This window comes from Nitrosomonas sp. Is37, assembly GCF_033063275.1.
Lineage (GTDB): Bacteria > Pseudomonadota > Gammaproteobacteria > Burkholderiales > Nitrosomonadaceae > Nitrosomonas.
In genome coordinates this window covers 173,578-200,013 of sequence record NZ_JAWJYP010000001.1, presented here as the reverse complement: position 1 = coordinate 200,013, position 26,436 = coordinate 173,578, and the positions used below count along the sequence as shown (strand labels likewise).

The 26,436-nt window shown below is 42.8% G+C and carries 29 protein-coding genes and 1 tRNA gene; 20 read left to right on the top strand and 10 right to left on the bottom strand.

Annotation, left to right across the window (positions count from 1 at the left end; translation table 11 throughout):
- Positions 1 to 14: 14 nt before the first annotated feature.
- On the bottom strand, positions 15 to 1,652 hold the full coding sequence (locus R2Q26_RS01005) for an FAD-dependent oxidoreductase (protein ID WP_317534538.1): 1,638 nt from the start codon (positions 1,650 to 1,652) through the stop codon (positions 15 to 17).
- Between the two features lie 910 nt (positions 1,653 to 2,562).
- Here R2Q26_RS01005 and R2Q26_RS01000 point away from each other — a divergent pair.
- Positions 2,563 to 2,901, top strand: a complete 339-nt coding sequence (locus R2Q26_RS01000; protein ID WP_317534537.1) for a Rieske (2Fe-2S) protein — start codon at positions 2,563 to 2,565, stop codon at positions 2,899 to 2,901.
- 119 nt (positions 2,902 to 3,020) lie between these two features.
- A complete protein-coding gene (locus R2Q26_RS00995) occupies positions 3,021 to 3,218 on the top strand; it encodes a hypothetical protein (protein WP_317534536.1) in 198 nt (65 codons plus the stop codon).
- 71 nt (positions 3,219 to 3,289) lie between these two features.
- Here the strand turns inward: R2Q26_RS00995 and lolD are convergent, their stop codons facing one another.
- The gene (gene lolD, locus R2Q26_RS00990) at positions 3,290 to 3,964 is read right to left on the bottom strand and encodes a lipoprotein-releasing ABC transporter ATP-binding protein LolD (RefSeq protein ID WP_317534535.1); all 675 of its coding nucleotides are present in this window, start codon (positions 3,962 to 3,964) and stop codon (positions 3,290 to 3,292) included.
- Positions 3,957 to 5,204, bottom strand: a complete 1,248-nt coding sequence (locus R2Q26_RS00985; protein WP_317534534.1) for a lipoprotein-releasing ABC transporter permease subunit — start codon at positions 5,202 to 5,204, stop codon at positions 3,957 to 3,959. The genes lolD and R2Q26_RS00985 overlap by 8 nt, the downstream gene beginning before the upstream one ends.
- A 175-nt stretch (positions 5,205 to 5,379) precedes the next feature.
- Between R2Q26_RS00985 and rsmD the strand changes: the two genes are divergently transcribed.
- Genes rsmD through R2Q26_RS00970 form a run of 3 tightly spaced genes read left to right on the top strand, consistent with a single transcriptional unit; the run spans position 5,380 to position 6,691 of the window.
- On the top strand, positions 5,380 to 5,931 hold the full coding sequence (gene rsmD / locus R2Q26_RS00980) for a 16S rRNA (guanine(966)-N(2))-methyltransferase RsmD (protein ID WP_317534533.1): 552 nt from the start codon (positions 5,380 to 5,382) through the stop codon (positions 5,929 to 5,931).
- Complete coding sequence (gene coaD, locus R2Q26_RS00975; RefSeq protein WP_090567900.1) at positions 5,924 to 6,403, top strand: pantetheine-phosphate adenylyltransferase; 480 nt, start codon at positions 5,924 to 5,926, stop codon at positions 6,401 to 6,403. Before rsmD ends, coaD begins: the two co-directional genes overlap by 8 nt.
- A gap of 18 nt (positions 6,404 to 6,421) precedes the next feature.
- Positions 6,422 to 6,691 (top strand): YfhL family 4Fe-4S dicluster ferredoxin, encoded by a 270-nt coding sequence (locus tag R2Q26_RS00970; RefSeq protein WP_317534532.1) that lies wholly within the window; start codon positions 6,422 to 6,424, stop codon positions 6,689 to 6,691.
- Here the strand turns inward: R2Q26_RS00970 and R2Q26_RS00965 are convergent.
- The gene (locus R2Q26_RS00965; RefSeq protein ID WP_317534531.1) at positions 6,660 to 7,376 is read right to left on the bottom strand and encodes a YggS family pyridoxal phosphate-dependent enzyme; all 717 of its coding nucleotides are present in this window, start codon (positions 7,374 to 7,376) and stop codon (positions 6,660 to 6,662) included. The two genes, R2Q26_RS00970 and R2Q26_RS00965, sit on opposite strands and share 32 nt — an antisense overlap.
- Before the next feature lie 214 nt (positions 7,377 to 7,590).
- Between R2Q26_RS00965 and R2Q26_RS00960 the strand changes: the two genes are divergently transcribed.
- Positions 7,591 to 8,634 carry a type IV pilus twitching motility protein PilT gene (locus R2Q26_RS00960; RefSeq protein ID WP_317534530.1) on the top strand — a complete coding sequence of 348 codons (1,044 nt, stop codon included), beginning with the start codon at positions 7,591 to 7,593 and terminating at the stop codon, positions 8,632 to 8,634.
- 33 nt (positions 8,635 to 8,667) lie between these two features.
- The gene (locus tag R2Q26_RS00955) at positions 8,668 to 9,804 is read left to right on the top strand and encodes a PilT/PilU family type 4a pilus ATPase (protein ID WP_317534529.1); all 1,137 of its coding nucleotides are present in this window, start codon (positions 8,668 to 8,670) and stop codon (positions 9,802 to 9,804) included.
- A gap of 140 nt (positions 9,805 to 9,944) precedes the next feature.
- Here the strand turns inward: R2Q26_RS00955 and R2Q26_RS00950 are convergent, their stop codons facing one another.
- The gene (locus R2Q26_RS00950) at positions 9,945 to 10,739 is read right to left on the bottom strand and encodes a carbonic anhydrase family protein (RefSeq protein WP_317534528.1); all 795 of its coding nucleotides are present in this window, start codon (positions 10,737 to 10,739) and stop codon (positions 9,945 to 9,947) included.
- A gap of 82 nt (positions 10,740 to 10,821) precedes the next feature.
- Between R2Q26_RS00950 and R2Q26_RS00945 the strand changes: the two genes are divergently transcribed.
- Positions 10,822 to 11,151 (top strand): hypothetical protein, encoded by a 330-nt coding sequence (locus tag R2Q26_RS00945; RefSeq protein WP_317534527.1) that lies wholly within the window; start codon positions 10,822 to 10,824, stop codon positions 11,149 to 11,151.
- A 265-nt stretch (positions 11,152 to 11,416) separates the two neighbouring features.
- On the opposite strand, the gene R2Q26_RS00940 is transcribed toward R2Q26_RS00945, so the two are convergent.
- Positions 11,417 to 11,911, bottom strand: a complete 495-nt coding sequence (locus R2Q26_RS00940) for a hypothetical protein (RefSeq protein ID WP_317534526.1) — start codon at positions 11,909 to 11,911, stop codon at positions 11,417 to 11,419.
- A 687-nt stretch (positions 11,912 to 12,598) separates the two neighbouring features.
- Between R2Q26_RS00940 and cutA the strand changes: the two genes are divergently transcribed.
- The 4 genes from cutA to R2Q26_RS00920 are packed head-to-tail and all read left to right on the top strand — an operon-like array spanning position 12,599 to position 15,876.
- Positions 12,599 to 12,922 (top strand): divalent-cation tolerance protein CutA, encoded by a 324-nt coding sequence (gene cutA / locus R2Q26_RS00935; protein WP_090567881.1) that lies wholly within the window; start codon positions 12,599 to 12,601, stop codon positions 12,920 to 12,922.
- Between the two features lie 34 nt (positions 12,923 to 12,956).
- Entirely contained in the window at positions 12,957 to 14,891 is a 1,935-nt protein-coding gene (dsbD, locus tag R2Q26_RS00930; protein ID WP_317534525.1) for a protein-disulfide reductase DsbD, read from the top strand.
- Positions 14,892 to 14,936: 45 nt separating this feature from the next.
- Entirely contained in the window at positions 14,937 to 15,476 is a 540-nt protein-coding gene (locus tag R2Q26_RS00925; RefSeq protein ID WP_317534524.1) for a TlpA disulfide reductase family protein, read from the top strand.
- A gap of 13 nt (positions 15,477 to 15,489) precedes the next feature.
- Entirely contained in the window at positions 15,490 to 15,876 is a 387-nt protein-coding gene (locus tag R2Q26_RS00920) for a DUF2784 domain-containing protein (RefSeq protein WP_317534523.1), read from the top strand.
- A gap of 10 nt (positions 15,877 to 15,886) precedes the next feature.
- On the opposite strand, the gene ttcA is transcribed toward R2Q26_RS00920, so the two are convergent.
- Positions 15,887 to 16,795 carry a tRNA 2-thiocytidine(32) synthetase TtcA gene (gene ttcA / locus R2Q26_RS00915; RefSeq protein WP_317534562.1) on the bottom strand — a complete coding sequence of 303 codons (909 nt, stop codon included), beginning with the start codon at positions 16,793 to 16,795 and terminating at the stop codon, positions 15,887 to 15,889.
- A gap of 171 nt (positions 16,796 to 16,966) precedes the next feature.
- Here ttcA and R2Q26_RS00910 point away from each other — a divergent pair, with 171 nt between their 5' ends.
- The 3 genes from R2Q26_RS00910 to R2Q26_RS00900 all read left to right on the top strand — a co-directional run bounded on the left by R2Q26_RS00910 (position 16,967) and on the right by R2Q26_RS00900 (position 18,454).
- Positions 16,967 to 17,434 (top strand): cupredoxin domain-containing protein, encoded by a 468-nt coding sequence (locus tag R2Q26_RS00910; RefSeq protein ID WP_317534522.1) that lies wholly within the window; start codon positions 16,967 to 16,969, stop codon positions 17,432 to 17,434.
- Entirely contained in the window at positions 17,431 to 17,898 is a 468-nt protein-coding gene (locus tag R2Q26_RS00905; protein ID WP_317534521.1) for a DUF411 domain-containing protein, read from the top strand. The genes R2Q26_RS00910 and R2Q26_RS00905 overlap by 4 nt, the downstream gene beginning before the upstream one ends.
- Before the next feature lie 127 nt (positions 17,899 to 18,025).
- On the top strand, positions 18,026 to 18,454 hold the full coding sequence (locus R2Q26_RS00900) for a cytochrome c (RefSeq protein WP_317534520.1): 429 nt from the start codon (positions 18,026 to 18,028) through the stop codon (positions 18,452 to 18,454).
- A gap of 232 nt (positions 18,455 to 18,686) precedes the next feature.
- Here R2Q26_RS00900 and R2Q26_RS00895 read toward each other — a convergent pair.
- The 3 genes from R2Q26_RS00895 to R2Q26_RS00885 form a co-directional block, all read right to left on the bottom strand.
- Positions 18,687 to 18,762 (bottom strand) — tRNA-Arg (locus R2Q26_RS00895).
- Positions 18,763 to 18,816: 54 nt separating this feature from the next.
- Positions 18,817 to 20,100, bottom strand: a complete 1,284-nt coding sequence (locus R2Q26_RS00890) for an HlyC/CorC family transporter (protein WP_411182302.1) — start codon at positions 20,098 to 20,100, stop codon at positions 18,817 to 18,819.
- A 133-nt stretch (positions 20,101 to 20,233) separates the two neighbouring features.
- Positions 20,234 to 20,443, bottom strand: coding sequence for a DUF3460 family protein (locus R2Q26_RS00885; protein ID WP_090572151.1), 210 nt, complete (start codon positions 20,441 to 20,443; stop codon positions 20,234 to 20,236).
- A gap of 143 nt (positions 20,444 to 20,586) precedes the next feature.
- Between R2Q26_RS00885 and R2Q26_RS00880 the strand changes: the two genes are divergently transcribed.
- From R2Q26_RS00880 to R2Q26_RS00860, 5 genes are all read left to right on the top strand, one after another.
- Positions 20,587 to 22,002: a homospermidine synthase gene (locus tag R2Q26_RS00880; protein ID WP_317534519.1), complete on the top strand. Its 1,416-nt coding sequence runs from the start codon at positions 20,587 to 20,589 to the stop codon at positions 22,000 to 22,002.
- A 219-nt stretch (positions 22,003 to 22,221) separates the two neighbouring features.
- On the top strand, positions 22,222 to 24,111 hold the full coding sequence (gene mnmG, locus R2Q26_RS00875) for a tRNA uridine-5-carboxymethylaminomethyl(34) synthesis enzyme MnmG (protein ID WP_317534518.1): 1,890 nt from the start codon (positions 22,222 to 22,224) through the stop codon (positions 24,109 to 24,111).
- 4 nt (positions 24,112 to 24,115) lie between these two features.
- Positions 24,116 to 24,769, top strand: coding sequence for a 16S rRNA (guanine(527)-N(7))-methyltransferase RsmG (gene rsmG / locus R2Q26_RS00870; RefSeq protein WP_317534517.1), 654 nt, complete (start codon positions 24,116 to 24,118; stop codon positions 24,767 to 24,769).
- Between the two features lie 12 nt (positions 24,770 to 24,781).
- A complete protein-coding gene (locus tag R2Q26_RS00865) occupies positions 24,782 to 25,546 on the top strand; it encodes a ParA family protein (RefSeq protein WP_317534516.1) in 765 nt (254 codons plus the stop codon).
- 50 nt (positions 25,547 to 25,596) lie between these two features.
- On the top strand, positions 25,597 to 26,436 hold the full coding sequence (locus tag R2Q26_RS00860) for a ParB/RepB/Spo0J family partition protein (protein ID WP_317534515.1): 840 nt from the start codon (positions 25,597 to 25,599) through the stop codon (positions 26,434 to 26,436).

Below are 26,436 nucleotides of genomic sequence, written 5' to 3'. Positions count from 1 at the left end.
ATGTTTTTCGGTTGTCAGATAATCGTTTTGCGCGAACGGAAGTGATTGTAAGGATCTTTTACGTAGGTGCGCTTTATTTCTACCAGCTGGTTGTAGCTTTTATCGAAGTAAGTTTTGGTGGGTACAGAACTGTCTTTGAAGCTGATGAAGGCGCCTGAAGTATTGGGAATATCATAATCACGACAAACCTCCATCCAGTCGAGCGCTTGGTTTACGCGAGTGTACACATGGTTATTTTCACCTTCTTCCTTTTCTTTATTAGTTTCATTCCACCAGGTTTGGTATTGTATGGTGAAGAGTTTATCTTTGTAAGGAAAGGCACTTCTATCTTTTTGTTCTTTGGTAATCACATGCTGGTAATAGTTACCGGTAATGGCGCCTAAGGTAATGTAGGTAAACAGTCCCAGTTGTTCATTGCCAGTTAATACGAGTGGAGAAGTAAGGCTCTCCAGCAACTTGTAATATCCTTCTTTGCCAAGACCCTCTGCATTCACTAAGCGTGAGGTGATTTTATGGGGTGCCGGCTTGTCCAAATCGGGTGGAAATGGCGTTCCCTCCAGTCCTTGCTTCAGCAAATTCATATTGTGAAACGAATAACGATCCCAATCATTCATCAAGTGGTCACCATAGGATAAGTCTTTGTGTTTGCGTCCAGCTTTGTCAATAATGGGTCCGGTATATGTACCAGTGTGTCTAAAGTGTATATCTATAAACTTCTGCAGACTGTTTTCATCTCCCTCCCAGTAGCCATACATTACGCAGTTGTGGCTTACAGTATGGGGGTTAAAGTGCTCGCCTTCACCAGCATGTTTGGCAGCGATTTTCAGATTAGTACCGACTAACTGGTTGGCGTCTGGCTTGGTGGAAGCAATGACTTTTTCCCATGCTTGCAGCACGTTCAGGGTCGGTGTGGCGTCGCGCAGGGCAAACAGTTTGTTTTCGGGTACATAGTGGTATTTATTCCACTCAATCTGAAATTTGATCATTTCATCGGGTAAGTCAAAAGTTTCAATCACAAACTCGGTAACTATACCGTAGCTGAAACCGCCTCCACCTTTTATGGCCCACAGTAGTTCTCTGTCGCCAGCATCTTCACTGTTCATACTCAGCTCGCGTATGCTGCCATCACCCAGCACCAGGGTGGCGCCAATTACACTTTCGCAGCACATGCCATGCTTGCGGGTCCAGGGCCCCCAGCCTCCGCCCATGGTGTAGCCTGCTATGCACACTGTGGCGCAAGTGCCATGCGGAATCATTACATCACATTTAGCCAGTTCCGTAGTTAGGCTTTGAAAGCGTATGCCGGGTTGTATGCGGGCAATCCTGCGCTCACGGTCAATTTCCACCTTACTCATTTTCGAGAGATCGAGCAGGATGGTATCGGTGCCGGAGCATTCTCCTTCATGATCGTGTCCACCCGAGCGTACGCGTAAAGGCAAGGCATATTTACTGGTAAATTTAACCACCACACTTACCTGCTGAGTAGTCTCACACAGCACAATAGCAATGGGCATGAACTGAAATAGGCGGTTAAAAATCTGGCGATGCTGATCGTATTTTTCGTGGTCTTCCGAACAGTTAGAAAGAATTTCGGGGACTTCTACTCCTTCTGAGCAGTAGGCTTCTCTGAGTTTTTCAATGGTGGCATTCATATGTTTTTTATTATGGATTAAAGATTTCTTGATAAATGAGATAACGGGTATTTCTGACTAACTAAACAAGTATCAGACTTGGAGAGAAAAGGTGAGAATTAGTCGCCTGTGTGATAAGAGATAATGTAAAAGAATAAAAACTTGTGTGTTCTTCAAATCCGTTTCAGCACAATTCTTACAAGAGCGAATTAAGTATCCCTGCCGAGCACATCGTGACCGATGATTTTCGCAGTTTAACTTGGCGATATTGCATGTCAGCCAAGTTGGGGCAGTAAAGCCATGTTGAAGCTGAGCTTCTAGTATCCAACTTTAGCGCTAGTTCAAAAAATTGTTTTCCACAATGTATTTAATATCGATTGGGAAAAAGGAGCATTACCTTCTCTTGAGATTAGCATATTATTAATGTATGCCAAGAGCAAGTTGGAATAGCGCCGATGCTCTATGCCAAGCTACCTCCGCTTTGTTGTCATCTCTGAAACGACAGCATGATTGCAAAAAATTTTAACGTGGTTCATGCGTTATGCATAAAAGATAAAAACAGGGTCAAACTTGATCGACATTATTTTTTCACTTTTTTGAATTCTTATCGTTTCTACGTAACTTGCGTCTAACTTGGCTTGAATAACCAGTCTGAATCTTTTGATGCAATTTTTCCGTGATCGGATCAATAACGCGGCAGCCAAATCACAAGGAAGGCTGTTCTTTTCGATGTTTATGGTAATGGGATATAGATTGTATGCGTATGCATTATTGCCTAGCAATGAGTAATTCCCTAGCATCATCATGTAACAAAATTGGATTAGTTTTGAAAATTGAGAGCAGAGCAAAGATGAATATTAAGTTACTCTAGCCTCATGTTCCTATACCCATCAAAGACAAGACAATCTTTTGCGAAAGATCGGAGGTAGTAATGCCAAAGACGACATTGAAAATATCAGAATTTCGCGCAGGCCAACTCAAGCGAGTGGAGCTAGAAGGAAAAGGCGTCCTGGTCGCCAAGGTGGGCGGAAATTTCTATGCGATTGGAGATAAGTGCACCCACAGAGGATGTTCTCTTAGCAATGGCACGTTAGAGGGCACAATAGTGACCTGCGCTTGTCACGGTTCAAAGTTTGATATCACAAACGGCAAAGTGGTGGTCTGGGTAGGTGGGCGCCCACTTCTAGGCACGATTACCTCTTTCATGAAAAAAGATGAACCTGTATATCAGGTCACGGTAAAAGGCAATGAAATAACAATCAGCGATTGAATTCCTCGTCTATATCGAATGGATTGAGCAAAGAAAAGTAGCAATACTTTTTTTATTGATTTGAATACAGAATTAAACCTAGAAACCGTAGTTGACCACTTGATTGGAAAGCTAACCCCATGACATATAGAGGCATTTTCGAAATTTTCTCATTCACCAGAATGGTGATGCCGCTACGGGGTGTATCATATGTCGCTCCAGGCGCGAATGCGGTGTTGCTCTTCGTTGCAGGGGACGGCCCTGCGGCCTCATCGCGCCTTGCCTCGCACCTGGATCACCATATGCTCCATCCCGTCCAACTACGGTTTTTAGGTTAAAAATTCAATACGAAATCAGATACTGCCTTTTACCAAATCGATGGCACTTTTGTACTAAAAAGGCTAGTGGTTTACACCAGCACCCCATCAATCAGTTGTAAAACCCGTTCTGCTTGATTGGCAAGATGGGTGTCATGCGTGACAATGATGAGGCTGGCATTGACCTTGCGATTGAGTTCCAGCATTAAATTGAACACCCCCTCGGCGGTGTGGCGATCAAGGTTGCCAGTAGGCTCATCGGCCAGCACGCAGGCAGGTTGGGTCACCAGTGCTCGCGCTACGGCCGCTCGCTGACGCTCTCCCCCAGAAAGCTCACCAGGCGTATGAGTAAGGCGATGACCCAGGCCGACGTGCTGCAGCATTTCTGCTGCGCGCTCCATCGCTTCTCGTTTATTCAAGCGCCGTATCAGCAGCGGCATGGCAACGTTTTCCTGGGCGCTGAACTCTGGCAACAAATGGTGGAACTGATAAATAAAACCCAGTGAATGATTGCGTAATTGACATCTATTTTCTTCGCTGATGTTGGTAAGATCTTGTCCCAACAGCAGTATCTCCCCCTTGCTCGGAGAGTCCAGCCCACCTAGCAGATGCAGTAGCGTGCTTTTGCCCGAGCCGGAGGCACCGACCACCGAAACCATTTCCCCCTTGTTCAGCGTCAGATTGACTCCTTGCAATACGGGTACTTCGAGCTTGCCCTGAAAGTAGCTTTTATAGAGATTCTTGCATGAAATGACTGTGTTATTCATAGCGCAGCGCCTCCGCCGGATTAACTTTTGATGCGCGGTAGCTTGGGTAAAGCGTTGCAAGGAGGGTAAGCGTGAAGGAGACCGCTGCTACCGTCACGATGTCATCAAACTGGGGATCAGAAGGTATTTCACTGATGTAATAAACTTCCTGGGAGAGAAACTGAACGCTAAATAGCCGTTCGATGAACGCAACCACTTCTCCCACATTATAAGCTAGCAGTATTCCGCCAATGAGACCCAGCACCGTACCAAGGACGCCGATTAACGTCCCCTGGACAATGAATATTTTCATAATACTGCCAGGACTGGCACCCAGGGTGCGCAGGATGGCGATATCCGGTTGCTTGTCAGTCACGGCCATCACTAACGTGGAAACGATGTTGAACGCTGCGACTGCGATGATTAATGCCAGAATCAGTGACAGCATGCGCTTCTCGATCTGAATAGCTCTGAAGTAATTTGCGTGCTGCTGCGTCCAGTCACTGATGTAATTGTTGGCAGGCATCACTAACGAGAGATCGCGGACAACTTGGGGTGCCTGAAACATATCCTCCAGCTTCAGTCGCACGCCAGATACCTGGTTGGGTTCCATGCGATAAAGTTTCTGCGCATCCACCATGTGGATTAATGCTAAGCCAGAATCGTATTCATAATGACCGGCTTCAAACACACCGGTTACAGTGAATTGTTTTAGACGAGGTAATATCCCTGCGGGTGTTACTTGACCTTGTGGAGAGATCAGGACAATCTTATCGCCTGGGAATGCACCCAGGCTGCGCGCCAGTTCGATTCCAATGACGATACCGAATTCACCTGCTTTCAACTGATTAAGTTCGCCTATCACCATCATTTGTGCGAAATCAGCTACGCGATTTTCGTAGTCTGGTAAAATCCCGCGCACCATGACCCCCCGTACGACCTGATTATGCGAGAGCATGCCTTGTGCACTGACATAAGGGGCTGTAGCGATTACTTGCGGATTCTTGCTCGCTGTGTCAGCAATTTGTTGCCAGTTAGTTAAAGTCCCGCTGATGCCGCTGATTTGAACATGCGAGGCAACACCGAGTATGCGTGAGCGGATTTCCTTATGAAAGCCATTCATCACTGACATGACCGTGATGAGTGCTGTCATGCCCAGCGTGATACCCAGTAAGGAAATCAGGGAAATAAAAGAAATAAAGTGATTACGCCGTTTTGCGCGTGTGTAGCGTAAGCCGATTAACAGTTCATAGAGGAACACGAATATTTTTCCTGGAAAAGAATGAGATCTTGTGTGTTATATATTCTAATGAAGCTGAGTGAGTAAATGCCAGGAAATTTCCAGAAGAAATTTGAATTTCTGTCAAATTCCAGAAAGTACCTCTAGTCTCCAGTATAATTAATCAAGAGAAAACAGGATTTGATGTAATTGGATTATGTTACGTGAGGGAAAGGTTCGGATTATTGGCGGCAAATGGCGCAGTCGAGTGATTACTTTTCCTGATGAGAAGCATTTACGGCCAACACCTGATCGAGTACGAGAAACAGTATTTAATTGGCTGGGACAGGATTTAGCCGGTAAGCATTGTTTGGATTTATTCGCAGGGAGTGGGGCGATGGGTTTTGAGGCTGCGTCACGGGGGGCAGAGCACGTCGTGATGGTTGAACTGAATAGGAGCATAATGCATCAGTTACATGCTTCCCGGGAGAAACTGGATGCAACCCAAGTGGAATTAGTGAAGATGAATGCGCTAGCGTTTATTGCTTCTGATGTGAGGCAATATGATGTCATTTTTTTAGATCCCCCTTTCCAGCTTGATCTGCTGCCTGAATTTATCACGCGGCTTCCTTCACATATGACAGAAGACGGTTTGGTTTATATTGAAAGTGATCATATAGTCGATCTGGATGAACAATGGCTCGTATGGCGCAGTGGACGGGCAGGCAAGGTTTATTATCACTTATTGAAATTGAAAAAAAATGGATAAAGCTGTTTACCCTGGAACTTTCGACCCATTAACGCGTGGTCATGAAGATCTAGTACGTCGTGCGGCAAAATTGTTTGATCAGGTTATCGTAGCAGTCGCTGCAGATAGTGGTAAAGCGCCCTTTTTTTCATTGGATGATCGCATCCAAATGGCACAAGAAGTGCTAAAGGATTATCCAAATATTAAGGTGGTGGGGTTTGCTGGTTTGTTGACTGTATTTTTGCAACAACAAAATGCCCGCATTATTCTGCGGGGCTTACGTGCTGTGTCTGACTTTGAATATGAGTTTCAACTGGCAGGAATGAATCGTTGTCTTTATCCAGATGTTGAAACTGTTTTTTTAACCCCATCTGAGCAATATTTGTTTATTTCTGCAACGATTGTACGAGAAATTGCCAGGTTGGGAGGAAATGCAGACAAATTCGTGCACCCTATTGTTGCAGAGCAGTTACGCAAGAAAATGAAAAACTGATTTTTTGAGGTTATTGAGATGGCGTTATTAATTACTGATGAATGTATCAATTGCGATGTTTGCGAACCGGAATGTCCGAATGAAGCAATTTCGCAAGGTGAGGAAATTTATGAGATCAATCCCAATTTATGCACAGAATGTGTAGGACATTATGATACGCCTCAATGTGTTGAGGTTTGCCCCGTCAATTGTATTGTCACCAATCCAAGTGTGATTGAGAGTCGTGAGCAATTATTAGCTAAATATCATGCGCTGATTACTGACGCGGAGCGAGCTCCTCAGGAATAGCATAACGCCTTGGTCCAAAAATGGCAGTGCCTATCCGTACTATCGTTGCACCCTCTGCAATCGCAATATCCATATCTTCAGACATGCCCATTGATAGTGTGTCGATATCGAATCCATCCTTTTTGAGCTGCTCAAAGATCTTCCGTATTATTTCAAATTGCTCGCGTTGCAGTGCAGTCGCAGAAGTAAGCTCGGGTACTGCCATTAATCCTCGTAATTTTAGCCGGGGGAGTTGACTGACAAAAGCAGCTAGCTCTGCAGCCTGCTCGGGCGCAACACCACTTTTGGTAACTTCGCCACTGACATTGACTTGTACACAGACTTGTAGCGGCGGGAGTGATTCAGGTCTCGCGTTAGACAAGCGAACAGCAATTTTTTCTCGATCCACACTATGTACCCACAAAAAGTTTTCTGCAATGGGCGTTGTTTTGTTGCTTTGGATCGGGCCAATAAAATGCCACTCTATGGGTAAATCAGCAAGCGCGCGAATTTTTATTAACCCTTCCTGCAAATAGTTTTCTCCAAATACAGTTTGTCCTGCTTCCCAAGCTTCTCTTACCTTCTCAGGGGGATTAGTTTTGCTGGCAGCTAATAACAGAATGTCCTCTGGTTGTCGTCCTGCATTCCTGGCAGCTTCTGCAATACGGGATTTAATTGCTTGCAGACGTGTGGCAATTGTCGTCATGATTTATTAATGGCAATGAAAAAACAATGAAATAGTGCGAGTTGGGAAAAGTAACGCTGGACAAGGTTAACTATCAGTTACCTAATATCTTCTCAATTTTTATTTATCCTTACCGTTATGAACAAACAGGCTTTTACTTTCAGCTGGAAAACCAGAGAAAAGCTTGTGTAGACCAGTATTACCTATTCATAGTACATAGTATCTAGGGACATAAATGAACATAGTAGAACTACTTGCCTTTGTGGTCAAGAATAATGCATCTGATTTGCATTTGTCTGCCGGTATGCCGCCAATGATTCGCGTGCATGGGGATGTCAGGCGCATCAATTTGCCAGCAATGGAGCATAAAGACGTCCATGATATGATTTATGACATCATGAACGATAGTCAGCGCAAATTCTATGAAGAGCATCTGGAATGCGATTTTTCTTTTGCTGTACCTAATCTTGCGCGTTTTCGGGTAAATGCATTCAATACCCATCGTGGTGCAGCCTCAGTAATGCGGACGATTCCCTCAAATGTGTTAACACTGGAACAGATTAAAGCACCCAAAATTTTTGCAGAAATTGCACAGCAACCTCGTGGTGTAGTGCTGGTGACAGGTCCAACCGGTTCTGGTAAGTCAACCACATTGGCTGCGATGATCAATGATATTAATGAGAATCAGTATGGTCATATTTTAACACTCGAGGATCCGATCGAGTTCGTTCATGAAAGTAAAAAATGCTTGATCAATCAACGCGAAGTCGGGAGAGATACGCATAGTTTCGCTAATGCATTGCGCGCTGCTTTGCGGGAAGATCCGGACATTATTTTAGTAGGTGAGATGCGTGATTTAGAGACGATTCGCCTGGCGATGACCGCGGCAGAAACAGGTCATTTGGTGTTTGGCACTCTGCACACCAGTTCCGCGGCCAAAACGATCGATCGTGTTATCGACGTTTTCCCGGCTGAAGAAAAGGAAATGGTACGAGCCATGTTATCTGAATCACTGCGGGCAGTGATTTCTCAGACATTGTTGAAAACTAAAGATGGAACTGGCAGGGTCGCAGCGCATGAAATCATGATTGGTACCCCTGCCATCCGTAATCTGATTCGGGAAGGAAAAGTGGCGCAAATGTATTCAACTATTCAGACCAGTCAGGGTGTTGGAATGCAGACACTCGATCAAAACTTGGCTGATCTGATGAAGCGCAATGTCGTTTCCATTGCGGAGGCAAGAGCCAAAGCAATGAACAAGGACAATTTTCGAGGTTGATGTGCCTAATAGGAAAGGGTTTAAGAATTTATCATGGAACAAGAGCAGGCAATAAAATTTATGCATGATTTGCTGCGTTTAATACTCAGCAAAAAGGCTTCCGATTTGTTTATCACAGCGGGCTACCCGCCTGCTTTTAAAATTGACGGGAAAATGACGCCCGTATCTCAGCAGCAGCTCTCCCCACAGCACACTGCGCAACTTGCTCGTGCCATCATGAATGACAAGCAGGCAGCAGAGTTTGCAGCGACCAAGGAGTGCAACTTTGCCATTCATCCACCAGGAATCGGACGATTTCGTGTAAATGCTTTTATCCAACAACAGCGAGTTGGTCTCGTGATCCGCACGATTACCACACAAATTCCAAAATTTGATGATTTGGGTTTGCCACCTGTGCTAAAAGATGTGGTGATGAGCAAGCGTGGCCTGGTTATTTTTGTAGGAGGTACCGGCTCAGGCAAATCGACATCGCTTGCCGCCCTGATCGGTCACCGGAATCAGAATAGCTATGGCCATATCATCACCATTGAAGACCCGGTTGAATATGTGCATGAGCATATTAACTGCGTCATCACGCAACGGGAAGTTGGTGTGGATACTAATTCTTGGGAAGCAGCACTAAAGAATACATTGCGCCAGGCACCCGATCTCATTTTGATTGGTGAGATTCGTGATCGTGAAACGATGGAACATGCAATTGCTTTTGCTGAGACAGGCCATTTATGCATGGGAACACTGCATGCCAATAGTGCCAATCAGGCGCTTGACCGCATTATTAATTTCTTCCCGGAAGAACGACGAGCGCAGCTGCTGATGGATTTATCATTAAATTTGAGAGCATTGATCGCGCAACGGTTGATTCCCAAGAAAGAAGGAAAAGGGCGAGTGGCAGCTATTGAGGTGATGCTGAATTCCCCATTGATTTCAGATCTGATTTTTAAAGGTGAGGTACATGAAATCAAAGAGATCATGAAGAAATCGCGAGAGCTCGGCATGCAAACTTTTGATATGGCGTTATTTGAGCTTTACGAGGCTGGCCTGATCAGTTATGAGGATGCGCTGAGAAATGCAGATTCCATGAATGAATTGCGCTTGCAAATCAAACTGCACAGTTCAGAAGCGCAACACAAAAACATCAATGAAGGTATTGAGCATTTGACGATTACCTGATTTATGACAGTGAAGTCGTCATTGTGATTTAAAAAATTTCCGGCAGTTTGGCTTTCACCAAACTGCCGTTTAGGATCACTGCTTCTCAACAACAACCCGATTACTCAGTTCTGAGATATCTGCAAAACTAGTGGTAAGGATTATTGTGTTGTTAATAAAGATCGTCCATTTAAATTTTGAGGTAAGCGATTATTATCAGTGTAGAAGCTTTTTAGTTGATTAAGCTGTGCTTCTGAAATAGTGATCGCTCTTGGTAGAATGTACCATTGAACACCTTCACTACAGGGCGGCGTTGTTAAAGATCCGGCCAGGGTAAAGTATTTGATTGGTTGATCAAGTGTTGGTAGTAATGCTGCAGGGTTGAATTGCAAGCCGGAATTTTCGTTTTTTTCTCCTGAAGCATGAGGTGTGTTATCTAGAATTGTTTGGAATGTTGAGTTTTCTTCCCCTATGTTGATCGCAACCGCCAAAACGACAAGTCTGCCATCCTCTTTAACATGAACATAGTGCAATTCAGCTGGAAATCTTGTAGCACCCACGACATGTTCGCTAGGCTCATGAAAATGCAATTGGATTAACGGGAAAGATTCCTCTCCAATCTTAAGTGCACCGGGGTAATTAGTCGATGTATTGACTTGTGCCGCATGACCGGTATTGAAGAAAACTGGTTTAGTATCAATGGGATACAAAATTTCCATCGGATTAAGCTGGGTCTCACCAATTATTGCAGAGCCCAAATCGACAGGAGATTGATGCTGCCCTACGCCGCATTCTGCAAAGGGAAATCTTAGCGGTACCTCTTGAGAGGTATCTTCAATGGCCCACCATGTTGCTTGCTCTCCATGATCAAAATGAGGAGGTGCTGAAAAAGCACTTGTTGCGCAGGATGCAATAATTGCAGATAGGAAATTATTTAATATTTTATTTCTTTTCATTGATCGCTCCAACTATAACTAATTATTAGATTAACAAGTATGTGTTCTACAGTAATCAACCATTGGCGATTGCTGTTTTGGATTGGCTGATTCTTGTCCTGATCCTGAATCGGTTTCTTTTGATGATTCTGAGGTTTCTTTTTTAGTTGATGAATCAGATTGCTGTGTTGGCAGTATCAGATTATTTGAGTCTGTTGATGAATTGGATGAATTGGATGAATTGGATGTATTTTTTGTCGTGTCTGCTGCGAAACAGGAAATACTGAAACTTAGTGCGACAATTAATAAAACTTTAGTAAACATCATAAGGCCCTCTGTATCAAAAGAATTTATAAAAATAAAGGCTCATTTAAATATTAAAATTCATTTGCATATAAAATCAATGCCTTGCATCGTAAATAGCTTTAATTGAGCCGATACAATATAAATATAAAAGTAAAAGCTATTTGGTTAAAGTTTAGTGAGCTAAGCCTCTCACTTATCTTTTTCTTAATCTGCGTAAATTATTCTCCGCCCAAGTGATATGAGCGGCTATAAATTACATAATCTTTAGTCCTAGCAGATCAGTAATGCTTTTGCTACTCGAATAACTTTTTAATAAACATAGAACTTCCCTCCGTTGTAAAGAAATAAAATGAAAATGGCGAATTAAAAATGAGGTAGCAGGAGAAATGCTGTCAATTTGTATTTATCTTTCGTCCAAGAATATTGACTAAGCGCCATTCGAATTCTTGTGTACCATCCGAATCTAAAAACATTGAAAGTGCGCCTTTGGATAAGGGCAGTACTGTCAAATCGATAGTGTATTCCTTCGTTTTAAGCGGTATTTCAGAAGATGTACCTACTATCTGCGAGGGGATCAGCTTGATAATGACTTGTTCGATAGCGTAATCTTTATTACCGTTGTAAATGCTGCCATTAAAGATTCCCCAACCGAAACCAGCATTAATCTTGAGTTTATTCATTGCGTCAGAGGGAAGCGTTATCACATTTGAATTGTCATCAGAAGAGGCATCATTGCACTGCTTTCTCAATTCATGTTTTTGATTGCTATTTTGTACAGAAATTTTTAAGCAATGATCATAATCAGCTAAAGCTGGATTAGCGACAGTCATATGAGGCCAGAGAGTAATAAATATCAGCATAAACCTGGCCAGTAAAAATTGTTGCATTAATAAATTCCTTCTCTGTTTTTGCTTATTTAGATCTTAGCTTTTGTATAAAGTACATTACTTAAGCTAAATAAAATGTGAAGATGAGATAGTTTTGAACAAACTAAATGAAATTTTGGGTTATCACTTATGATAACAATGCGATATGCCAAACTTACTGGTATAAATTAATTCATTAAATTAAACTTAATTTTGTTAAATCAATAAATATCAATTTGAGTTCAGATAGTAAGATGTAGTATTTGCGAAAATTTATAATTATCTATTTTTTAATAACGCATTGATAGGTTATTAAAAGATCATTTCTACTTGTTGTTTCTTTAAGCTCCTTCAAACATTGGATTTATTAATTTTCTGTTTTGTCAGAATGTTATTATTTATTAGTACCCAAAAATATGCTCTTTAATAACAGCGTAAATAAAAAAGGAATAAAACTCATCCCTGTCACCCAGTAATGCTCATAAGTGAATTGATCGCCTTCATCCATTATGATATACGTGAAGAAGATACCAACAGGTGCAATCAAGGAAAGGAATTGAATTAATAAAAATAATCTTTTAATCATATGGGGTTATCTCATATATTAATTTCTATCAATTATTATAAAATCTGATAGGTTTCTGTTTAGTCAAAGTAATTTGAGTTTAGTATAAAAGATTTTTGAACTTACTGTGTGTAAGAAGATAAATGGAAGTTATACTTGTTATTACCAATTTTCCTGACAAAGCAAGCGCGTTAACGCTTGCTCAAAAACTCGTTGAAAGTAGGGCTGCAGCGTGCATTAATATTTTGGCTGAATCCACTTCAGTATACCGGTGGCAGGGAGAGACTGAAATAAGCAATGAAGTACCTGTCTTAATCAAAACATTGGCGGAACATTATGCCATGGTGGAAAAAATCATCAAAACTATGCACCCTTATGAACTCCCTGAGATTATTGCAGTCCCTGTAAAGATAGGATTGCCAGCATATATGCAGTGGGTTGCTGATGAGGTAACCGATCATTTTTGAATTGACAATATTAAAAAACAAATTTGAGCCAGCTATGCGTTTAATTCAATTTTTTCTGATTTTATTTTGTCTTATTAGCACAAATGTGGTCGCCGAAGAAGAAAAGCGCTCCAGTGTGTTATCGATCTTGCAGAAATTAGGTGCTAGCTTTGGGCAAGCAGAACAGGAGTTGCTACCCCCCGATGAGGCATTTAAGTTTTCAATCGAGGTGCGTGATGAACACACGCTCATTGCCAATCTTATTCCTGCAAAAGATTACTATCTTTATCGTGACAAAATTGCCTTTGAGCCGAAAAGTGATGGCATCTACATAGAAAAAATTACATTACCACCCGGCAAGATGAAGGAGGATCTGACCTTTGGTAAAACGGAAGTTTACTATCAACCTGTCCAGGCAATTATTTCCTTAAGGCGAGAACCATCTTCAGAAAACCAGCTTTCTTTTGCCGCAACTTATCAGGGTTGTAATGAGCCGGTAGGCGTATGCTATGCGCCGATCAAAAAAGAAAGGGATATCACCCTGCCGGCAATCAAAGCAGCTTTGAATACGGTTGCTGAAACGATTAGTGGTAGCGCAACAGCTGCGAATGTGGATGCAGCTGCTGAATTGTTTCAAACACCTGCCGGATTGCCTGCAATTGAGACTGAGTCTTACAAAATCGAGCAAATGTTTGCGAGTGGTAATTTCTGGTTGATATTGACTGGTTTTTTTGGCATAGGTTTGCTGCTTGCTTTTACGCCATGCGTTTTTCCTATGTTTCCGATTTTATCGGGCATCATTGCTAATAGAAGTCAGCATCTTACTAAACGGCGCGGCTTTGTTCTTGCGTTGGCTTATGTTCTGGGAATGGCGATAGCTTATGCCATTGCAGGCATTGCCGCTGGGTTGTCAGGTGCTATGCTATCTGCTGCCTTACAAAATGCCTGGGTATTAGGTACTTTTGCGCTGATCTTTGTCATGCTGGCTTTTTCGATGTTTGGTTTTTATGAATTGCAATTGCCCAGTTTCCTCCAGAGCAAGCTTTCAGAGGAAGCAGGTCACTTGAGAGGCGGGCATTTATCTGGGGTATTTGGCATGGGGGCATTGTCTGCCTTGATCGTGAGTCCTTGTGTAGCTGCTCCCCTTGCAGGTGCACTGCTCTATATCAGTCAAACCCGCGATGTCGTACTGGGTGGGTCGGCATTATTTATGATGGCATTGGGTATGGGTGTACCGCTGTTATTATTAGGTGCTTCAGCAGGTGCGCTGTTACCCAAATCAGGCGCATGGATGGAATCAATCAAGCAGTTTTTTGGTGTACTGTTACTGGCAGTCGCTATCTGGTTGATATCACCAGTGGTTTCTGAGGTCGTTCATATGTTATTGTGGTCAGCACTACTTATCATTTCAGCGATTTATCTGCATGCGATCGATCCGTTACCTGAAAGAGTATCTGGTTCCAGAAAACTTCTTAAAGGTATAGGAGTCATTGCGTTACTGACTGGGGTTGCCCTTTTGATCGGTGTATTGTCTGGCAGCCGGGATATTCTGCAGCCACTCTCAAAATTGAGTATCGCCAGTGTCGGGAATAATGAAGCGGTGCAACCAGTGGGATTTGATCAAGCTAGCCATCTGCCGTTTCAGCGGATAAAAACGATTGCTGAGCTTGAAGAGGTTATCCAGCAGTCGAGAAACAAATACATCATGGTGGATTTTTATGCCGACTGGTGTATTTCCTGCAAGGAAATGGAGCGCTTCACATTTACTGATACGAAAGTGCAGGCGCGGTTGAGAGATGTGGTTTTATTGCAAGTAGATGTGACTGCTGGAACGACGGATGATGCAGCGCTACTGAAACGTTTCAAACTGTTTGGTCCACCGGGAATTCTATTTCTTGACCGTCAAGGGAACGAGGTACCGAACATCAAAATTATTGGCTATCTCAATAAGGAAGATTTCCTTACTGTATTGGATGCGGTATTGATCTAGTTCAACTGTCTTAACGTTTATTTTATCAACAAGGGAAAAGATTGCATGTCAAAGTTAGGCAAGCTGATGCTTTATGTTGCTATCGCTTTCGGGGCGATAGCTGCAGGATTTATATTCAAGGCCCACCAGGTGACCTCACAGTTGAGCAGCACTGAAAAGCAAGCGGGTGCAGAAGCGTTCTTTGCTGCTAGTCTGCCGGATATCGAAGGCAATACGCAGTCTTTCTCTCAATGGCGCGGAAATGTGCTGCTCGTAAATTTCTGGGCTACCTGGTGTGCACCCTGTCGTGAAGAAATACCAGAATTTATTGAAACACAAGATAAATTTCGTGAACAGGGATTGATCCTAGTAGGCATTGCTATCGATCAAAAAGAAAGGGTAGAAGCGTTTAGTAAAGAGTTTGCTATTAATTATCCTGTCGTAGTGGGAGATCTTGATGCTTTTTCACTAGCAGAGGCAATGGGCAATCCGCAAGGTGCGTTACCTTATACAGTGATGATCAATCGTTCTGGAGAAATTGTTGATACCCATTTAGGTCGCATTCACATGGATAAAGTCGAAAAAATACTGAAATCCTTGCTATAAATTTTTGTAAAGAATGCAGTTGGCCGACATCATATTGGCTATTCATTTTTTGTTCGTGTTATTCGTTGTTGGCAGTCTTCCTCTTATTTGGATTGGCGCCTGGCTGCACTTAAAATTTGTCCGGAGTCTTGTATTTCGACTCACCCATCTTGCAGCCATATTGTTTGTTGTGGGTGAGTCGCTGATAGGTATTATTTGTCCACTGACGAGGTGGGAGTATGAGCTGCGTGGAATCGAAGCAGAACGAAGCTTTATACAGTATTGGTTACATCGAATGTTATATTATGATTTTCCTGAAGGCGTACTCACAGCAAGTTATGTGGTATTTGCGTTTTTAGTAGTTATAACTTTTAAGTTTGTTCCGCCAGTCATTTTCAGAAAATTCAAGTTTAAGCGTTAGTAATGGCAGTTTAATCATTTTCTATTTCGTTTAAACTATTTTTGGTAAAGGGGAGGAGTTCTGCAATGGGTGGTTCAAATATTTCCTCATCAAAAGCTTTGTCCCCATCAGCAACGGGGCTACCATCTGGTTTGAGTCCTTTGAAATCGTAGCGCGCGCTGTCTACTAAATGAGATAATTGCACATTCTGCAGTGCCGTAAACATTGTTTCAAGTCTTCCTGGGAATTTTTTATCCCATTGTTGCATCATTTCTTTGATCACCTGGCGCTGCATATTTGGCTGGGAGCCACACAAGTTACAGGGAATAATTGGAAAATTCTCAATTTCAGCGTAAGCAGCCAGATCTTTTTCTTTGCAATAGGCCAGTGGACGAATTACGATATGATGGCCGTCATCACTAATTAGCTTAGGTGGCATTGCTTTGAGCTTGCCACCATAAAACATGTTGAGGAAAAAAGTTTCGAGTATGTCATCTCTATGATGACCCAAAGCTATTTTAGTGGCACCTAATTCAGTTGCTACACGATAGAGTACGCCACGACGCAAACGGGAACATAAACTACATGTTGTTTTTCCTTCAGCAATAACTCGCTTGACTACACTATAGGTATCCTGCTCAACAATGCGAAATGGCATGCCAATTTGAGTGAGATATTCAGGTAATACATGCTCAGGGAAACCAGGTTGCTTCTGATCCAGGTTGACGGCAATCAGATCAAAATCCAAGGGAGCATGGGCCTGGAGATTGCGCAAAATATCGAGCAGAGCATAGCTGTCTTTTCCACCCGATAAACACACCATTACTCGGTCGCCAGGTTCGATCATATTAAAATCAGCGATAGCCGTCCCTACCAGGCGACGTAATCGTTTACGAAGCTTGTTGGTGTTATATTGCACTTTTTTGGATAAGGGTTCCATCATGAGAAATGTCGTAGGTGTGAAAGTTCTAAAATACCTTATTGGTTATATTGCCATTGTCGCAACAGACTAAATAGTTTAACAGCCGGAACAATAAAACAGTAACGCATTCTAACAATTGGATTTAAAATGACTGTTTTGTATCATAGGAGGCACAAAGGGCAGAATTATATGAAGAAGCTCGTAGCGGTATTCTTCTCGATTTTGATGTTCTGGGTGGTGAGTGTATCTGCTGATTTGAATCACAATCACCATAGTACAAATCCTACAGTCATTGGTAAGCTAGGTGATCCTGCCAATGTGACACGCATGATAGAAATAAAGACAATGGATAATCGTTTTTTACCTTCCAAGATTAATGTGAAGCAAGGTGAGACTATCAGATTTCTTGTTAAGAATGAAGGTATGAGACGACATGAAATGGTCATTGATACAATGGAAAATTTAAAAAAACATGCCAAAATGATGCGTTCAAACCCTGGCTTCATCAGTGATGATCCTAATTACGTTGATATGCTGCCAGGCGAGCAAAAAGAGCTCGTATGGCACTTTACAGAAAGTGGTATAGTTAACTTTGCTTGTGGTTATCCTGGACATTTCAAACAGATGCGCGGCAAGATATATGTGGAGATGAAATGAGAATAGAAATTAACAGATTTTTGTTGAAATCAATGGTGGCTGGTGCATTAGCATTGACAGCATTTTCGACTTTTGCTGCTGAAACAGTTGAAGTTTATAAAAGCCCGACATGTGGTTGTTGCTCAAAATGGATTGATCATCTGAGAGATAATGGGTTTATTGTCAATTCACATGATGTTGGTAATAAAGAGGCAAGAGCGCGCGCAGGCATCTCTCCTTCTTTAGGCTCTTGCCATACCGCCTTGGTCAACGGCTATGCCATTGAAGGTCATGTTCCTGCGCGAGATATCAAACGGCTTCTTCGAGAACGCCCTGAAGCAGTTGGTCTGGCAGTTCCTGATATGCCCCATGGTTCTCCAGGTATGGAAGGTACGCGTAGTGACCCTTACGATGTACTTTTGGTCAAACAAAAAGGCGATCAACGAGGTGATGCCACCGTTTACAGCAGCTATCCCGCTAAATAAAAAAGCTATAAGTAAAATCGGATAATTCTGCTATTAAAACTTAAGGCTTCCTGTTTTTTAAATTCTTATGAGGCTTGGAAAGAAAAAATATTTGCTGCTGACATTAGCGATAAGTGGATTTATTTTAATGTCAGGCTGTACAGATTCTATTTCTACTGCCAATAAGCTTCTGCAGCAGATCCAGCAGGGTCAGACTGAAATAGTTGAGCGAAATTTTGATACCGCCCAGATTGCTCGAGGGCAGGCAATTTTCCGGAAGAATTGTGCTGTTTGTCATGGATCAAATGCTGAAGCAACACCCGATTGGAGAAAGCCACTGGAAAACGGGCGATACCCACCGCCTCCTTTGGATGGCACGGCGCATGCCTGGCATCATTCGACTGAGGAATTGAAACGTTTTATTTTAAAGGGCGGACCTCCCGGAGAAGGGCGTATGCCTGGCTGGGAAGGTAAACTCACAGAACAGGAAATTGATGATATTCTCGTCTGGATTAAGTCTTTATGGCCTGATGAAGTATATGATACTTGGTACAAACGAATTGAGAACCGGCAATAGTCCGTTTTATCAAGCATAAGCAAGCTGACTTCGAATCAGAAGGCTGGTTGGCTTATGCTTTTCTTAATTATGCGTTGAATAGATAGTTATTATTCAGTATTCATTCCATTTCTAAATCAAACATGACTTTGTCGGCTCTCCTTGCCGTATTATTTTTATACTGTCTACGGCTCGCCTTCGCGTCATGTTTGATTTAGAAATGGAATTAGTAGCTTTAGTAGCGAGTAACTGATGGCGCGCCCAACACGATTCGAACGTGTGACCCCCGCCTTCGGAGGGCGGTACTCTATCCACTGAGCTATGAGCGCTTAAAATTTTAAATTGCAAATATAGATTTGCGATAAAGAAAAATCTGTTTGGATTTATTCGCTTAACCCAGACTTTGGCAAAGCCGGATAAATACGGACAACTTTGACCGCTTGATTTTTTGTTTGAATAATTTCCATGGGATATCCAGCTATATTTAATCCAATTCCTGCCTCGGGGATATCCTGAAAATGTTCCAAAATCAAACCGTTTAAAGTTTTGGGTCCATCTAAAGGCAAATGCAATCCAAGCTTTCGATTAAGGTCACGCAATAAAATACTTCCTTCAACAATTATACTACCATCTGGCTGCCGAATGAACGTGCTAGTCTGAGTAGGTGGGTGTGTTGTAAATTCACCAATAATTTCCTCAAGAATATCTTCCAAGGTTACTAATCCTATCCACTCACCATACTCATCAACAACCAAACCTATTCGTTTCCGATTTTCCTGGAATAGTTGCAATTGTGAAAACAGGGGTGTGCCAGAAGGAATGAAATAAGGCTCCTGCATAACTTTCTCAAGTATTGCCGCAGTAATTTTTCCACCTCTCATTTGATTGAATATTTTGCGTACGTGAATGATTCCGACAACATTATCAAGATGTCCGTGATATACCGGCAATCGAGTATGGTGGCAAGTCAGCAGTTGATCATGGATGGCTTCATCATCACCCTCCAGATCGATGGCTTCAATCTGACCTCGTGGCACAATGACATCGTCAACGGTAACGGTTTCAAGATCAACCAGATTAATCAGTACGCTTTGATGTTTCTTCTGGATGAAATGACCTGCTTCCAGAACAAGCATTTTAAGTTCTTCTGGACCGATTTTATGACTTGTATTTTCCTTAAGTTTCAGGCGAAAGAGGATTAAAAGTCCTTGGACGAAAAGATTAACAAACCAAACTGCAGGATAGAAAATTTTTAGTAATGGTGTTAATACATAGCTTGCCGGTAATGCAACTTTCTCTGGATAGGCAGCGGCAATAACTTTGGGCGTAATTTCGCTGAATATCAATATTGCCAGTGTCACACATATTGTGCCGATAAGCAGAGCCAAATCATTGTGCGCAAAGAATATAGAAATGATTACTGCAACCAGTGTCGCAGCAGCTGTATTCAACAGATTATTTCCAAGCAAGATGACACCGAGCAATTTGTCGGTATTGACTAGCAATTGAGTCGTTAAGCGAGCGCCACGATGCCCCTGTTTGGCAAGATGCTTCAAGCGATAGCGATTAATTGCCATCATGCTGGTTTCAGAAAGAGAAAAGAAACCAGATAAAATTAGTAATAAAATTAATACTACAAGTAATATAGGTAATGGTATGTCTTCCAAATGGCTTTATCCTCGTGATTTTCCACAATCAAAGCGCAAAAACAACTTTGGTCCCATACTAACTTATGAATTAGTTTCAGTTGCTGGTAAACATATATTATTGAAGAATAAGAAGGTTTTTTATCTTTTTAATCTATTTCTGTAGCCAATCGAAATAAACATAACTCTTTTGCGGAACTTCCGACTCGTTAAAACGCTTAAGTTCTTCTTGATTCACTTTCTTATCCCACCAAATAGCGCGAGCTTCCTTTTGCTGCTCGATCAGGTGCGGTCTTTTTGCAAATAATTCTCGCATAAATTTGGTATGCTCAGATTCATAATTGTCTATAGTTGGTTTGCTCATAATATTAATAATTTGTAAACTTTAACCCACAATTGATTTGATTGCTTTTGTAAATGTAACTATTGCTAATGATAACTTCATAATGATAACTTCAACTAGGTAAATTATAAAAGAAGAAAAATTATTAAGAAAAGATTAAGCTAATGGTTAATGAAAAGCTATTCAAATTTAATGGGAAATTTATATTTATCGGCTTTGGGAGTGTTGGACAGGGATTTCTTCCCTTACTATTAAGGCATGTTGATATTTTATCTGCTCAGATTAGGATTATTGCTGCAGATGAAAGGGGCAGAATTGAAGCAGAAAGTCAGAATATCTCATTTGAGGTTAATCTGCTTACACCGCTGAATTATCGTCAGATACTTGGCCCCCTCCTAGAGCCTGGTGATTTTTTGCTTAATGTATCTGTTAATGTATCCAGTCTGGCGTTGATTGAATTATGTCACACACGAGGTGCGCTTTATCTTGATACCTGCATTGAGCCTTGGATGGGTGACTATGCTAATGCCAGTTTATCGCTTTCTGAGCGCTCTAACTATGGGTCACGTGAAAAAGCGTTGGCGCTCCGTCGAAAATTAGGAGGTGGTCCAACAGCCATTCTTTGTCATGGCGTTAATCCTGGTCTTGTTTCTCATTGGGTTAAGCAGGCGCTTCTCAATATCGCGCATGATATCGGGGTAAATTTAGAGACCCCAGAAACGCGGGATCAATGGGCAAAATTAGCACAAATGCTAAATATTTCTGTTATCCAATGCGCAGAGCGTGATACGCAAGCAATCAATCCACCGAAACGGATTGATGAGTTTGTTAATACATGGTCAATTGATGGCTTTGTCTCTGAAGGAATACAGCCTGCGGAGTTGGGGTGGGGAAGCCATGAAAAGCATAAACCATCTGATGGAAGACGTCATGGTTTTGGTTGTGATGCTGCTATTTATTTGGAACGGCCGGGTGTTCAAACACAGGTTTATGGCTGGACTCCGCTTGAAGGCGCTTATCGCGGTTTTTTGATTACTCATAATGAATCCATTTCCATTGCAGACTATTTAACAGTCAAAGATGGAAATAAGCTTTGCTACCGTCCAACCGTTTATTATGCGTATCATCCTTGTGATGCCGCCGTTTTGTCGGTACACGAATTCAATGGAAAGAATTTAAAGCTGCAATCAAAAACTCGTTTGCCTATGGATGATATTTATGATGGTGCCGATCAGCTTGGGGTGTTATTGATGGGGCATTCCAAGGGGATATATTGGTATGGTTCGGTATTGTCCATTCATGAGGCGCGGAAGCTTGCTCCTTACAATAATGCCACTAGCTTGCAAGTAGCGGCAGGCGTGTTGGGGGGGGTAATCTGGGCTATGAAAAACCAGGAAGCGGGCATCATTGAGCCTGATGAAATGCCTTTTGAAGACATCCAGAAAGTGGCAGCCCCTTACTTGGGGAAAATGGTTGCGCAGTATAGTGACTGGACGCCACTTAAAGGGCGAGGTGAATTGTTTGAAGAAGATTTGGATAAAAGTGATCCATGGCAATTCAAGAATTTTCGTGTCACTTGAATGACCATAGATAACTCTAATTTTCGGGATTTAGGTGGAGTGAGGTAGCGGAGTATTTTGCCTGATTTTTGATCTAAATGAGTTTCAGTTTGATATAGATCAACAAATAATGTTTCACGTGAAACATATTATTTCCAAGGCTTAACTTTTTATGAATAATAATGCTGAATGGCTTAGAATTAAGCAGTGATTTGATTACTGGTTTTACAACGCACATTTATGAGCTTTTTTGAAAACTTTGATGTTATCGTGGTAGGTGGCGGTCATGCAGGAACAGAGGCAGCGCTAGCGGCTGCTCGCATGGAACAGAAAACATTGCTGCTTACCCATAATCTCGAAACGTTAGGGCAGATGTCCTGTAATCCATCCATAGGTGGCATAGGCAAAGGGCATTTAGTCAAGGAAATCGATGCCTTGGGTGGCGTGATGGCTGAGGCCATTGACGAGGCGGGAATACAGTTCCGAACGCTTAATTCAAGTAAAGGCCCTGCTGTGCGTGCGACACGGGCTCAGGCTGATCGCGTACTTTATCGGCAGGCTATTCGCAGGCGTCTGGAGAATCAGCCCAACTTGTGGTTGATTCAACAGGCAGTAGATGATCTGGTATTACAAGGTGATCGGGTTGTGGGAGTAGTTACCCAACTGGGCGTTAAATTCTTTGCACGAGCAGTCATCTTGACAACCGGTACCTTTCTGGCTGGATTGGCGCATGTGGGTAATAATAATTTTCAAGCTGGCAGAGCAGGTGATCCGCCCTCAATCAGTCTTGCTCAGCGACTGCGTGAGATAAAATTACCGGTAGGGCGTCTCAAAACCGGTACACCTCCGCGTATCGATGGGCGCAGTATTGATTATTCTTTGCTGCAGGAACAACCTGGTGACGACCCTGTGCCGGTATTTTCGTTTCTGGGCAATGTGGCGCAGCATCCACGCCAGATATCTTGCTGGATTACACGCACGAATCGTCAGACGCACGACATCATTCGCGATGGCCTGGATCGCTCACCTTTATTTACAGGAAAGATAGAAGGGATAGGGCCACGTTACTGCCCATCAATCGAAGACAAAATCGTTCGCTTTTCTGATAGAGATTCGCATACAATTTTTCTTGAGCCTGAAGGACTGGATACACATGAAGTGTATCCTAATGGTATTTCGACCAGCCTGCCTTATGACGTGCAAGTTAATTTGGTACGCTCGATCAAGGGATTGGAAAATGCTCATATTACCCGCCCTGGTTATGCTATCGAATATGATTATTTTGATCCACGCGCACTTAAAAGCTCACTAGAAACCCGTGCTATTGAGGGGCTGTTTTTTGCGGGTCAAATTAATGGGACAACAGGTTATGAGGAAGCGGCTGCGCAGGGATTACTGGCTGGATTAAATGCCAGTCTTAAAGTGCAGGGACGCGAAGCATGGTACCCACGCCGTGACGAAGCCTATCTGGGCGTCTTAGTGGATGATCTGATAACTCGTGGCGTGACGGAGCCTTATCGCATGTTTACCAGTCGTGCAGAATATCGTTTACAGCTACGAGAAGATAATGCAGATATGCGATTGACAGAAATAGGCTATCGGTTAGGGGTAGTCAGCGAAACGCGCTGGCAAGCGTTCATGTTTAAACGTGAGGCCATTGAAACTGAGCAAGAAAGATTACGAAATATATGGGTGCGTCCTGGTATGTTGCCAGAGGCGGATTTAATAAGCGTGCTTGGTAAGACTATTGAAAAAGAATATTCATTGTACGAATTGTTACGTCGCCCGGATGTGACTTATACGGGATTAATAGCGATGCTAAGCGTAGAAGGTGGTATTGCCGATGAGAAAGTTACTGAACAAGTGGAAATCAATGTTAAATATGAAGGGTACATTGAGCGCCAGAAACAAGAAGTCGCACGCCATACTGCCTATGAAATGACGAGCTTGCCAAAAGACATTGATTACCGGAGTGTGCGCGGTCTTTCTAGCGAAGTACAACAAAAGCTAAATCAGCATAAACCTGAGACGATCGGTCATGCGGCGCGAATTTCTGGTATTACGCCTGCGGCTATTTCCCTGTTACTGGTCCATTTGAAGCGTGGTTTCGTGTTATCGGAAATAAAATAAAAATATGAGCATAGAAAAGCAGCTACTGGAAGGTCTTAATAAACTTGAGGTTGGTTTGTCTGAAGAGCGGGAGCGGGTTAGCACTCACTTGGCACAATATATCCTATTTCTGGATAAATGGAATCGTATCCATAATCTGACCGCAGTGCGTAAACTAGAAGAAATGGTGACCAAGCATGTGCTCGATAGCCTAACGTTGCTCCCTATTATTAGTGGGACTCATCATGCTGATGTCGGCGCTGGCGCGGGCCTTCCTGGTATTCCGTTGGCAATTGCCCGACCTGATTGGCATTTGACCTTGATTGAAAGTAATCAGAAGAAAGCTGCTTTTTTAAAACAGGCTTGCATTGAATTAGCGTTGAAAAATGTCGAGGTGGTTTGTGAGCGTGCTGAACGCTTCTTTCCCTCCGAGAAATTCGATACGGTAATTTCTCGGGCTTTTGCTGATCTGCTTACTTTTGTCAAATCTGCAGCGCATTTATGTACCAAGAATGGCAAAAGCAGATTGATCGCGATGAAGGGCAGATTTCCCGATGCGGAGCTGATGCAATTACCTGAGCAATTTGAAGTTGAAAAAGTATTACGTGTCATGGTGCCTGGGCTGAGAGCGGCGCGGCATCTGATTGTCATTAAGCCAGATCTCGAAAATCGAGATTAAGGAGTAGACACGGTGGTGAAAATTCTTGCGATCGCCAATCAAAAAGGAGGGGTCGGTAAAACAACAACGGGCATTAATCTAGCTGCAAGTCTGGTTGAAGCCGGTAAACGTGTACTTTTAGTAGATCTGGATCCGCAAGGAAACACTACCATGGGGAGCGGCATCGATAAGCGCCAGTTGCAACATACGGTTTATCATGCCTTGCTGGGTGAACAACCAATTGTTGATGTACGGATAGTCTCTACGCCGGGTAAATATGATTTGGTTCCAGCCAATCAGGATCTGGCTGGTGCTGAAATAGAAATGGTCAATCTAGAGCAGAGGGAAGCACGCCTCAAAGCAGCACTTCAATCTGTAAAGGAAGAATATGATTTTATTCTTATGGATTGCCCTCCGGCACTCAATTTGCTGACACTGAATGGGCTGTGTGCAGCACACTCAGTAGTGATTCCAATGCAGTGCGAATACTTTGCACTGGAGGGATTGAGCGATCTGGTGAATACTATCAGAAAGGTGCGGCATAATTTTAATCCTATTCTTAAGATTGAAGGCTTGTTACGAACCATGTTTGATCCTCGTAACGTTTTGGCAAAGCAGGTTTCCGATCAACTGCAACAGCATTTTGGCAAAAAAGTATACCGCACTGTGATCCCCCGCAACATCCGATTGGCAGAGGCACCTGGATTTGGTGTGCCTGTTTTATTTCATGACAAATTATCGAAAGGGGCACAAGCTTATCTTGCTCTTGCGAAAGAGATCATGGACGCTGCAGCTTAAAACGCTAGATTCTCGGGATAAATTAGAAAAAGGCAGGCAATTAAGAGTAAATGGCTAAGATAAAAGGTCTGGGAAGAGGGCTTGACGCATTATTGTCAGGTAACCACGACGATCATGCGTTAGTAGAATCCTTGCGGCATCTGGAAATCGATTTGTTGCAACCAGGTAAATACCAACCCCGTACCAGTATGGATCAAACATCTCTGATGGAATTATCCGAATCCATCAAGGCACAAGGTGTAATGCAACCCATTCTGGTGCGTCCGGTGACTACGGAACGTTATGAAATCATTGCAGGTGAGCGTCGCTGGCGCGCTGCGCAACTGGCTGGGCTGAGCCAAGTTCCCGTAATCATTCGTGAGGTACCGGATGAATCAGCGCTGGCGATGTCGCTCATTGAGAATATCCAGCGTGAAAATCTGAACCCGTTAGAAACCGCCATGGGCATCCAGCGGCTCATCAAAGAGTTTGGTATGACCCATCAAACGGCAGGAGAGGCACTGGGAAGTTCACGCAGCGCAATTTCAAATTTACTACGACTGCTTAATCTGGCTGGGCCTGTGCAAGAATTAATGATGCAAGAGAAAATCGATATGGGGCATGGACGTGCACTGCTCGTTTTACCTGCTGCGAAACAAGTTGAAATCGCCAATTTAATTGCTCACAAGCAATTGTCAGTACGCGAAACTGAAAAGCTGATCAAACGCATCGAGCAAGCTCCTGTAGAAAAAATGATCAAGCAAGATCGTGACTTGCTACGCTTGCAGGAAGACATTTCTTCCAAGCTGGGCGCCAATGTCGTCATTAAACCTGGAAAAAGCGGGGCAGGCAATCTGATTATTCACTACACCAGCTTGGAGCAGTTGGATGGCATTCTCTCGAAATTCTAA

What these genes read in the sequence shown, in the direction of transcription:
- R2Q26_RS01005 (WP_317534538.1), bottom strand. Translation starts at nt 1,652, where the DNA reads ATGAATGCCACCATTGAAAAACTCAGAGAAGCCTACTGCTCAGAAGGA.
- R2Q26_RS01000 (WP_317534537.1), top strand. Translation starts at nt 2,563, where the DNA reads ATGCCAAAGACGACATTGAAAATATCAGAATTTCGCGCAGGCCAACTC.
- R2Q26_RS00995 (WP_317534536.1), top strand. Translation starts at nt 3,021, where the DNA reads ATGACATATAGAGGCATTTTCGAAATTTTCTCATTCACCAGAATGGTG.
- lolD (WP_317534535.1), bottom strand. Translation starts at nt 3,964, where the DNA reads ATGAATAACACAGTCATTTCATGCAAGAATCTCTATAAAAGCTACTTT.
- rsmD (WP_317534533.1), top strand. Translation starts at nt 5,380, where the DNA reads ATGTTACGTGAGGGAAAGGTTCGGATTATTGGCGGCAAATGGCGCAGT.
- coaD (WP_090567900.1), top strand. Translation starts at nt 5,924, where the DNA reads ATGGATAAAGCTGTTTACCCTGGAACTTTCGACCCATTAACGCGTGGT.
- R2Q26_RS00970 (WP_317534532.1), top strand. Translation starts at nt 6,422, where the DNA reads ATGGCGTTATTAATTACTGATGAATGTATCAATTGCGATGTTTGCGAA.
- R2Q26_RS00965 (WP_317534531.1), bottom strand. Translation starts at nt 7,376, where the DNA reads ATGACGACAATTGCCACACGTCTGCAAGCAATTAAATCCCGTATTGCA.
- R2Q26_RS00960 (WP_317534530.1), top strand. Translation starts at nt 7,591, where the DNA reads ATGAACATAGTAGAACTACTTGCCTTTGTGGTCAAGAATAATGCATCT.
- R2Q26_RS00955 (WP_317534529.1), top strand. Translation starts at nt 8,668, where the DNA reads ATGGAACAAGAGCAGGCAATAAAATTTATGCATGATTTGCTGCGTTTA.
- R2Q26_RS00950 (WP_317534528.1), bottom strand. Translation starts at nt 10,739, where the DNA reads ATGAAAAGAAATAAAATATTAAATAATTTCCTATCTGCAATTATTGCA.
- R2Q26_RS00940 (WP_317534526.1), bottom strand. Translation starts at nt 11,911, where the DNA reads ATGCAACAATTTTTACTGGCCAGGTTTATGCTGATATTTATTACTCTC.
- cutA (WP_090567881.1), top strand. Translation starts at nt 12,599, where the DNA reads ATGGAAGTTATACTTGTTATTACCAATTTTCCTGACAAAGCAAGCGCG.
- dsbD (WP_317534525.1), top strand. Translation starts at nt 12,957, where the DNA reads ATGCGTTTAATTCAATTTTTTCTGATTTTATTTTGTCTTATTAGCACA.
- R2Q26_RS00925 (WP_317534524.1), top strand. Translation starts at nt 14,937, where the DNA reads ATGTCAAAGTTAGGCAAGCTGATGCTTTATGTTGCTATCGCTTTCGGG.
- R2Q26_RS00920 (WP_317534523.1), top strand. Translation starts at nt 15,490, where the DNA reads ATGCAGTTGGCCGACATCATATTGGCTATTCATTTTTTGTTCGTGTTA.
- ttcA (WP_317534562.1), bottom strand. Translation starts at nt 16,795, where the DNA reads ATGGAACCCTTATCCAAAAAAGTGCAATATAACACCAACAAGCTTCGT.
- R2Q26_RS00910 (WP_317534522.1), top strand. Translation starts at nt 16,967, where the DNA reads ATGAAGAAGCTCGTAGCGGTATTCTTCTCGATTTTGATGTTCTGGGTG.
- R2Q26_RS00905 (WP_317534521.1), top strand. Translation starts at nt 17,431, where the DNA reads ATGAGAATAGAAATTAACAGATTTTTGTTGAAATCAATGGTGGCTGGT.
- R2Q26_RS00900 (WP_317534520.1), top strand. Translation starts at nt 18,026, where the DNA reads ATGTCAGGCTGTACAGATTCTATTTCTACTGCCAATAAGCTTCTGCAG.
- R2Q26_RS00885 (WP_090572151.1), bottom strand. Translation starts at nt 20,443, where the DNA reads ATGAGCAAACCAACTATAGACAATTATGAATCTGAGCATACCAAATTT.
- R2Q26_RS00880 (WP_317534519.1), top strand. Translation starts at nt 20,587, where the DNA reads ATGGTTAATGAAAAGCTATTCAAATTTAATGGGAAATTTATATTTATC.
- mnmG (WP_317534518.1), top strand. Translation starts at nt 22,222, where the DNA reads ATGAGCTTTTTTGAAAACTTTGATGTTATCGTGGTAGGTGGCGGTCAT.
- rsmG (WP_317534517.1), top strand. Translation starts at nt 24,116, where the DNA reads ATGAGCATAGAAAAGCAGCTACTGGAAGGTCTTAATAAACTTGAGGTT.
- R2Q26_RS00860 (WP_317534515.1), top strand. Translation starts at nt 25,597, where the DNA reads ATGGCTAAGATAAAAGGTCTGGGAAGAGGGCTTGACGCATTATTGTCA.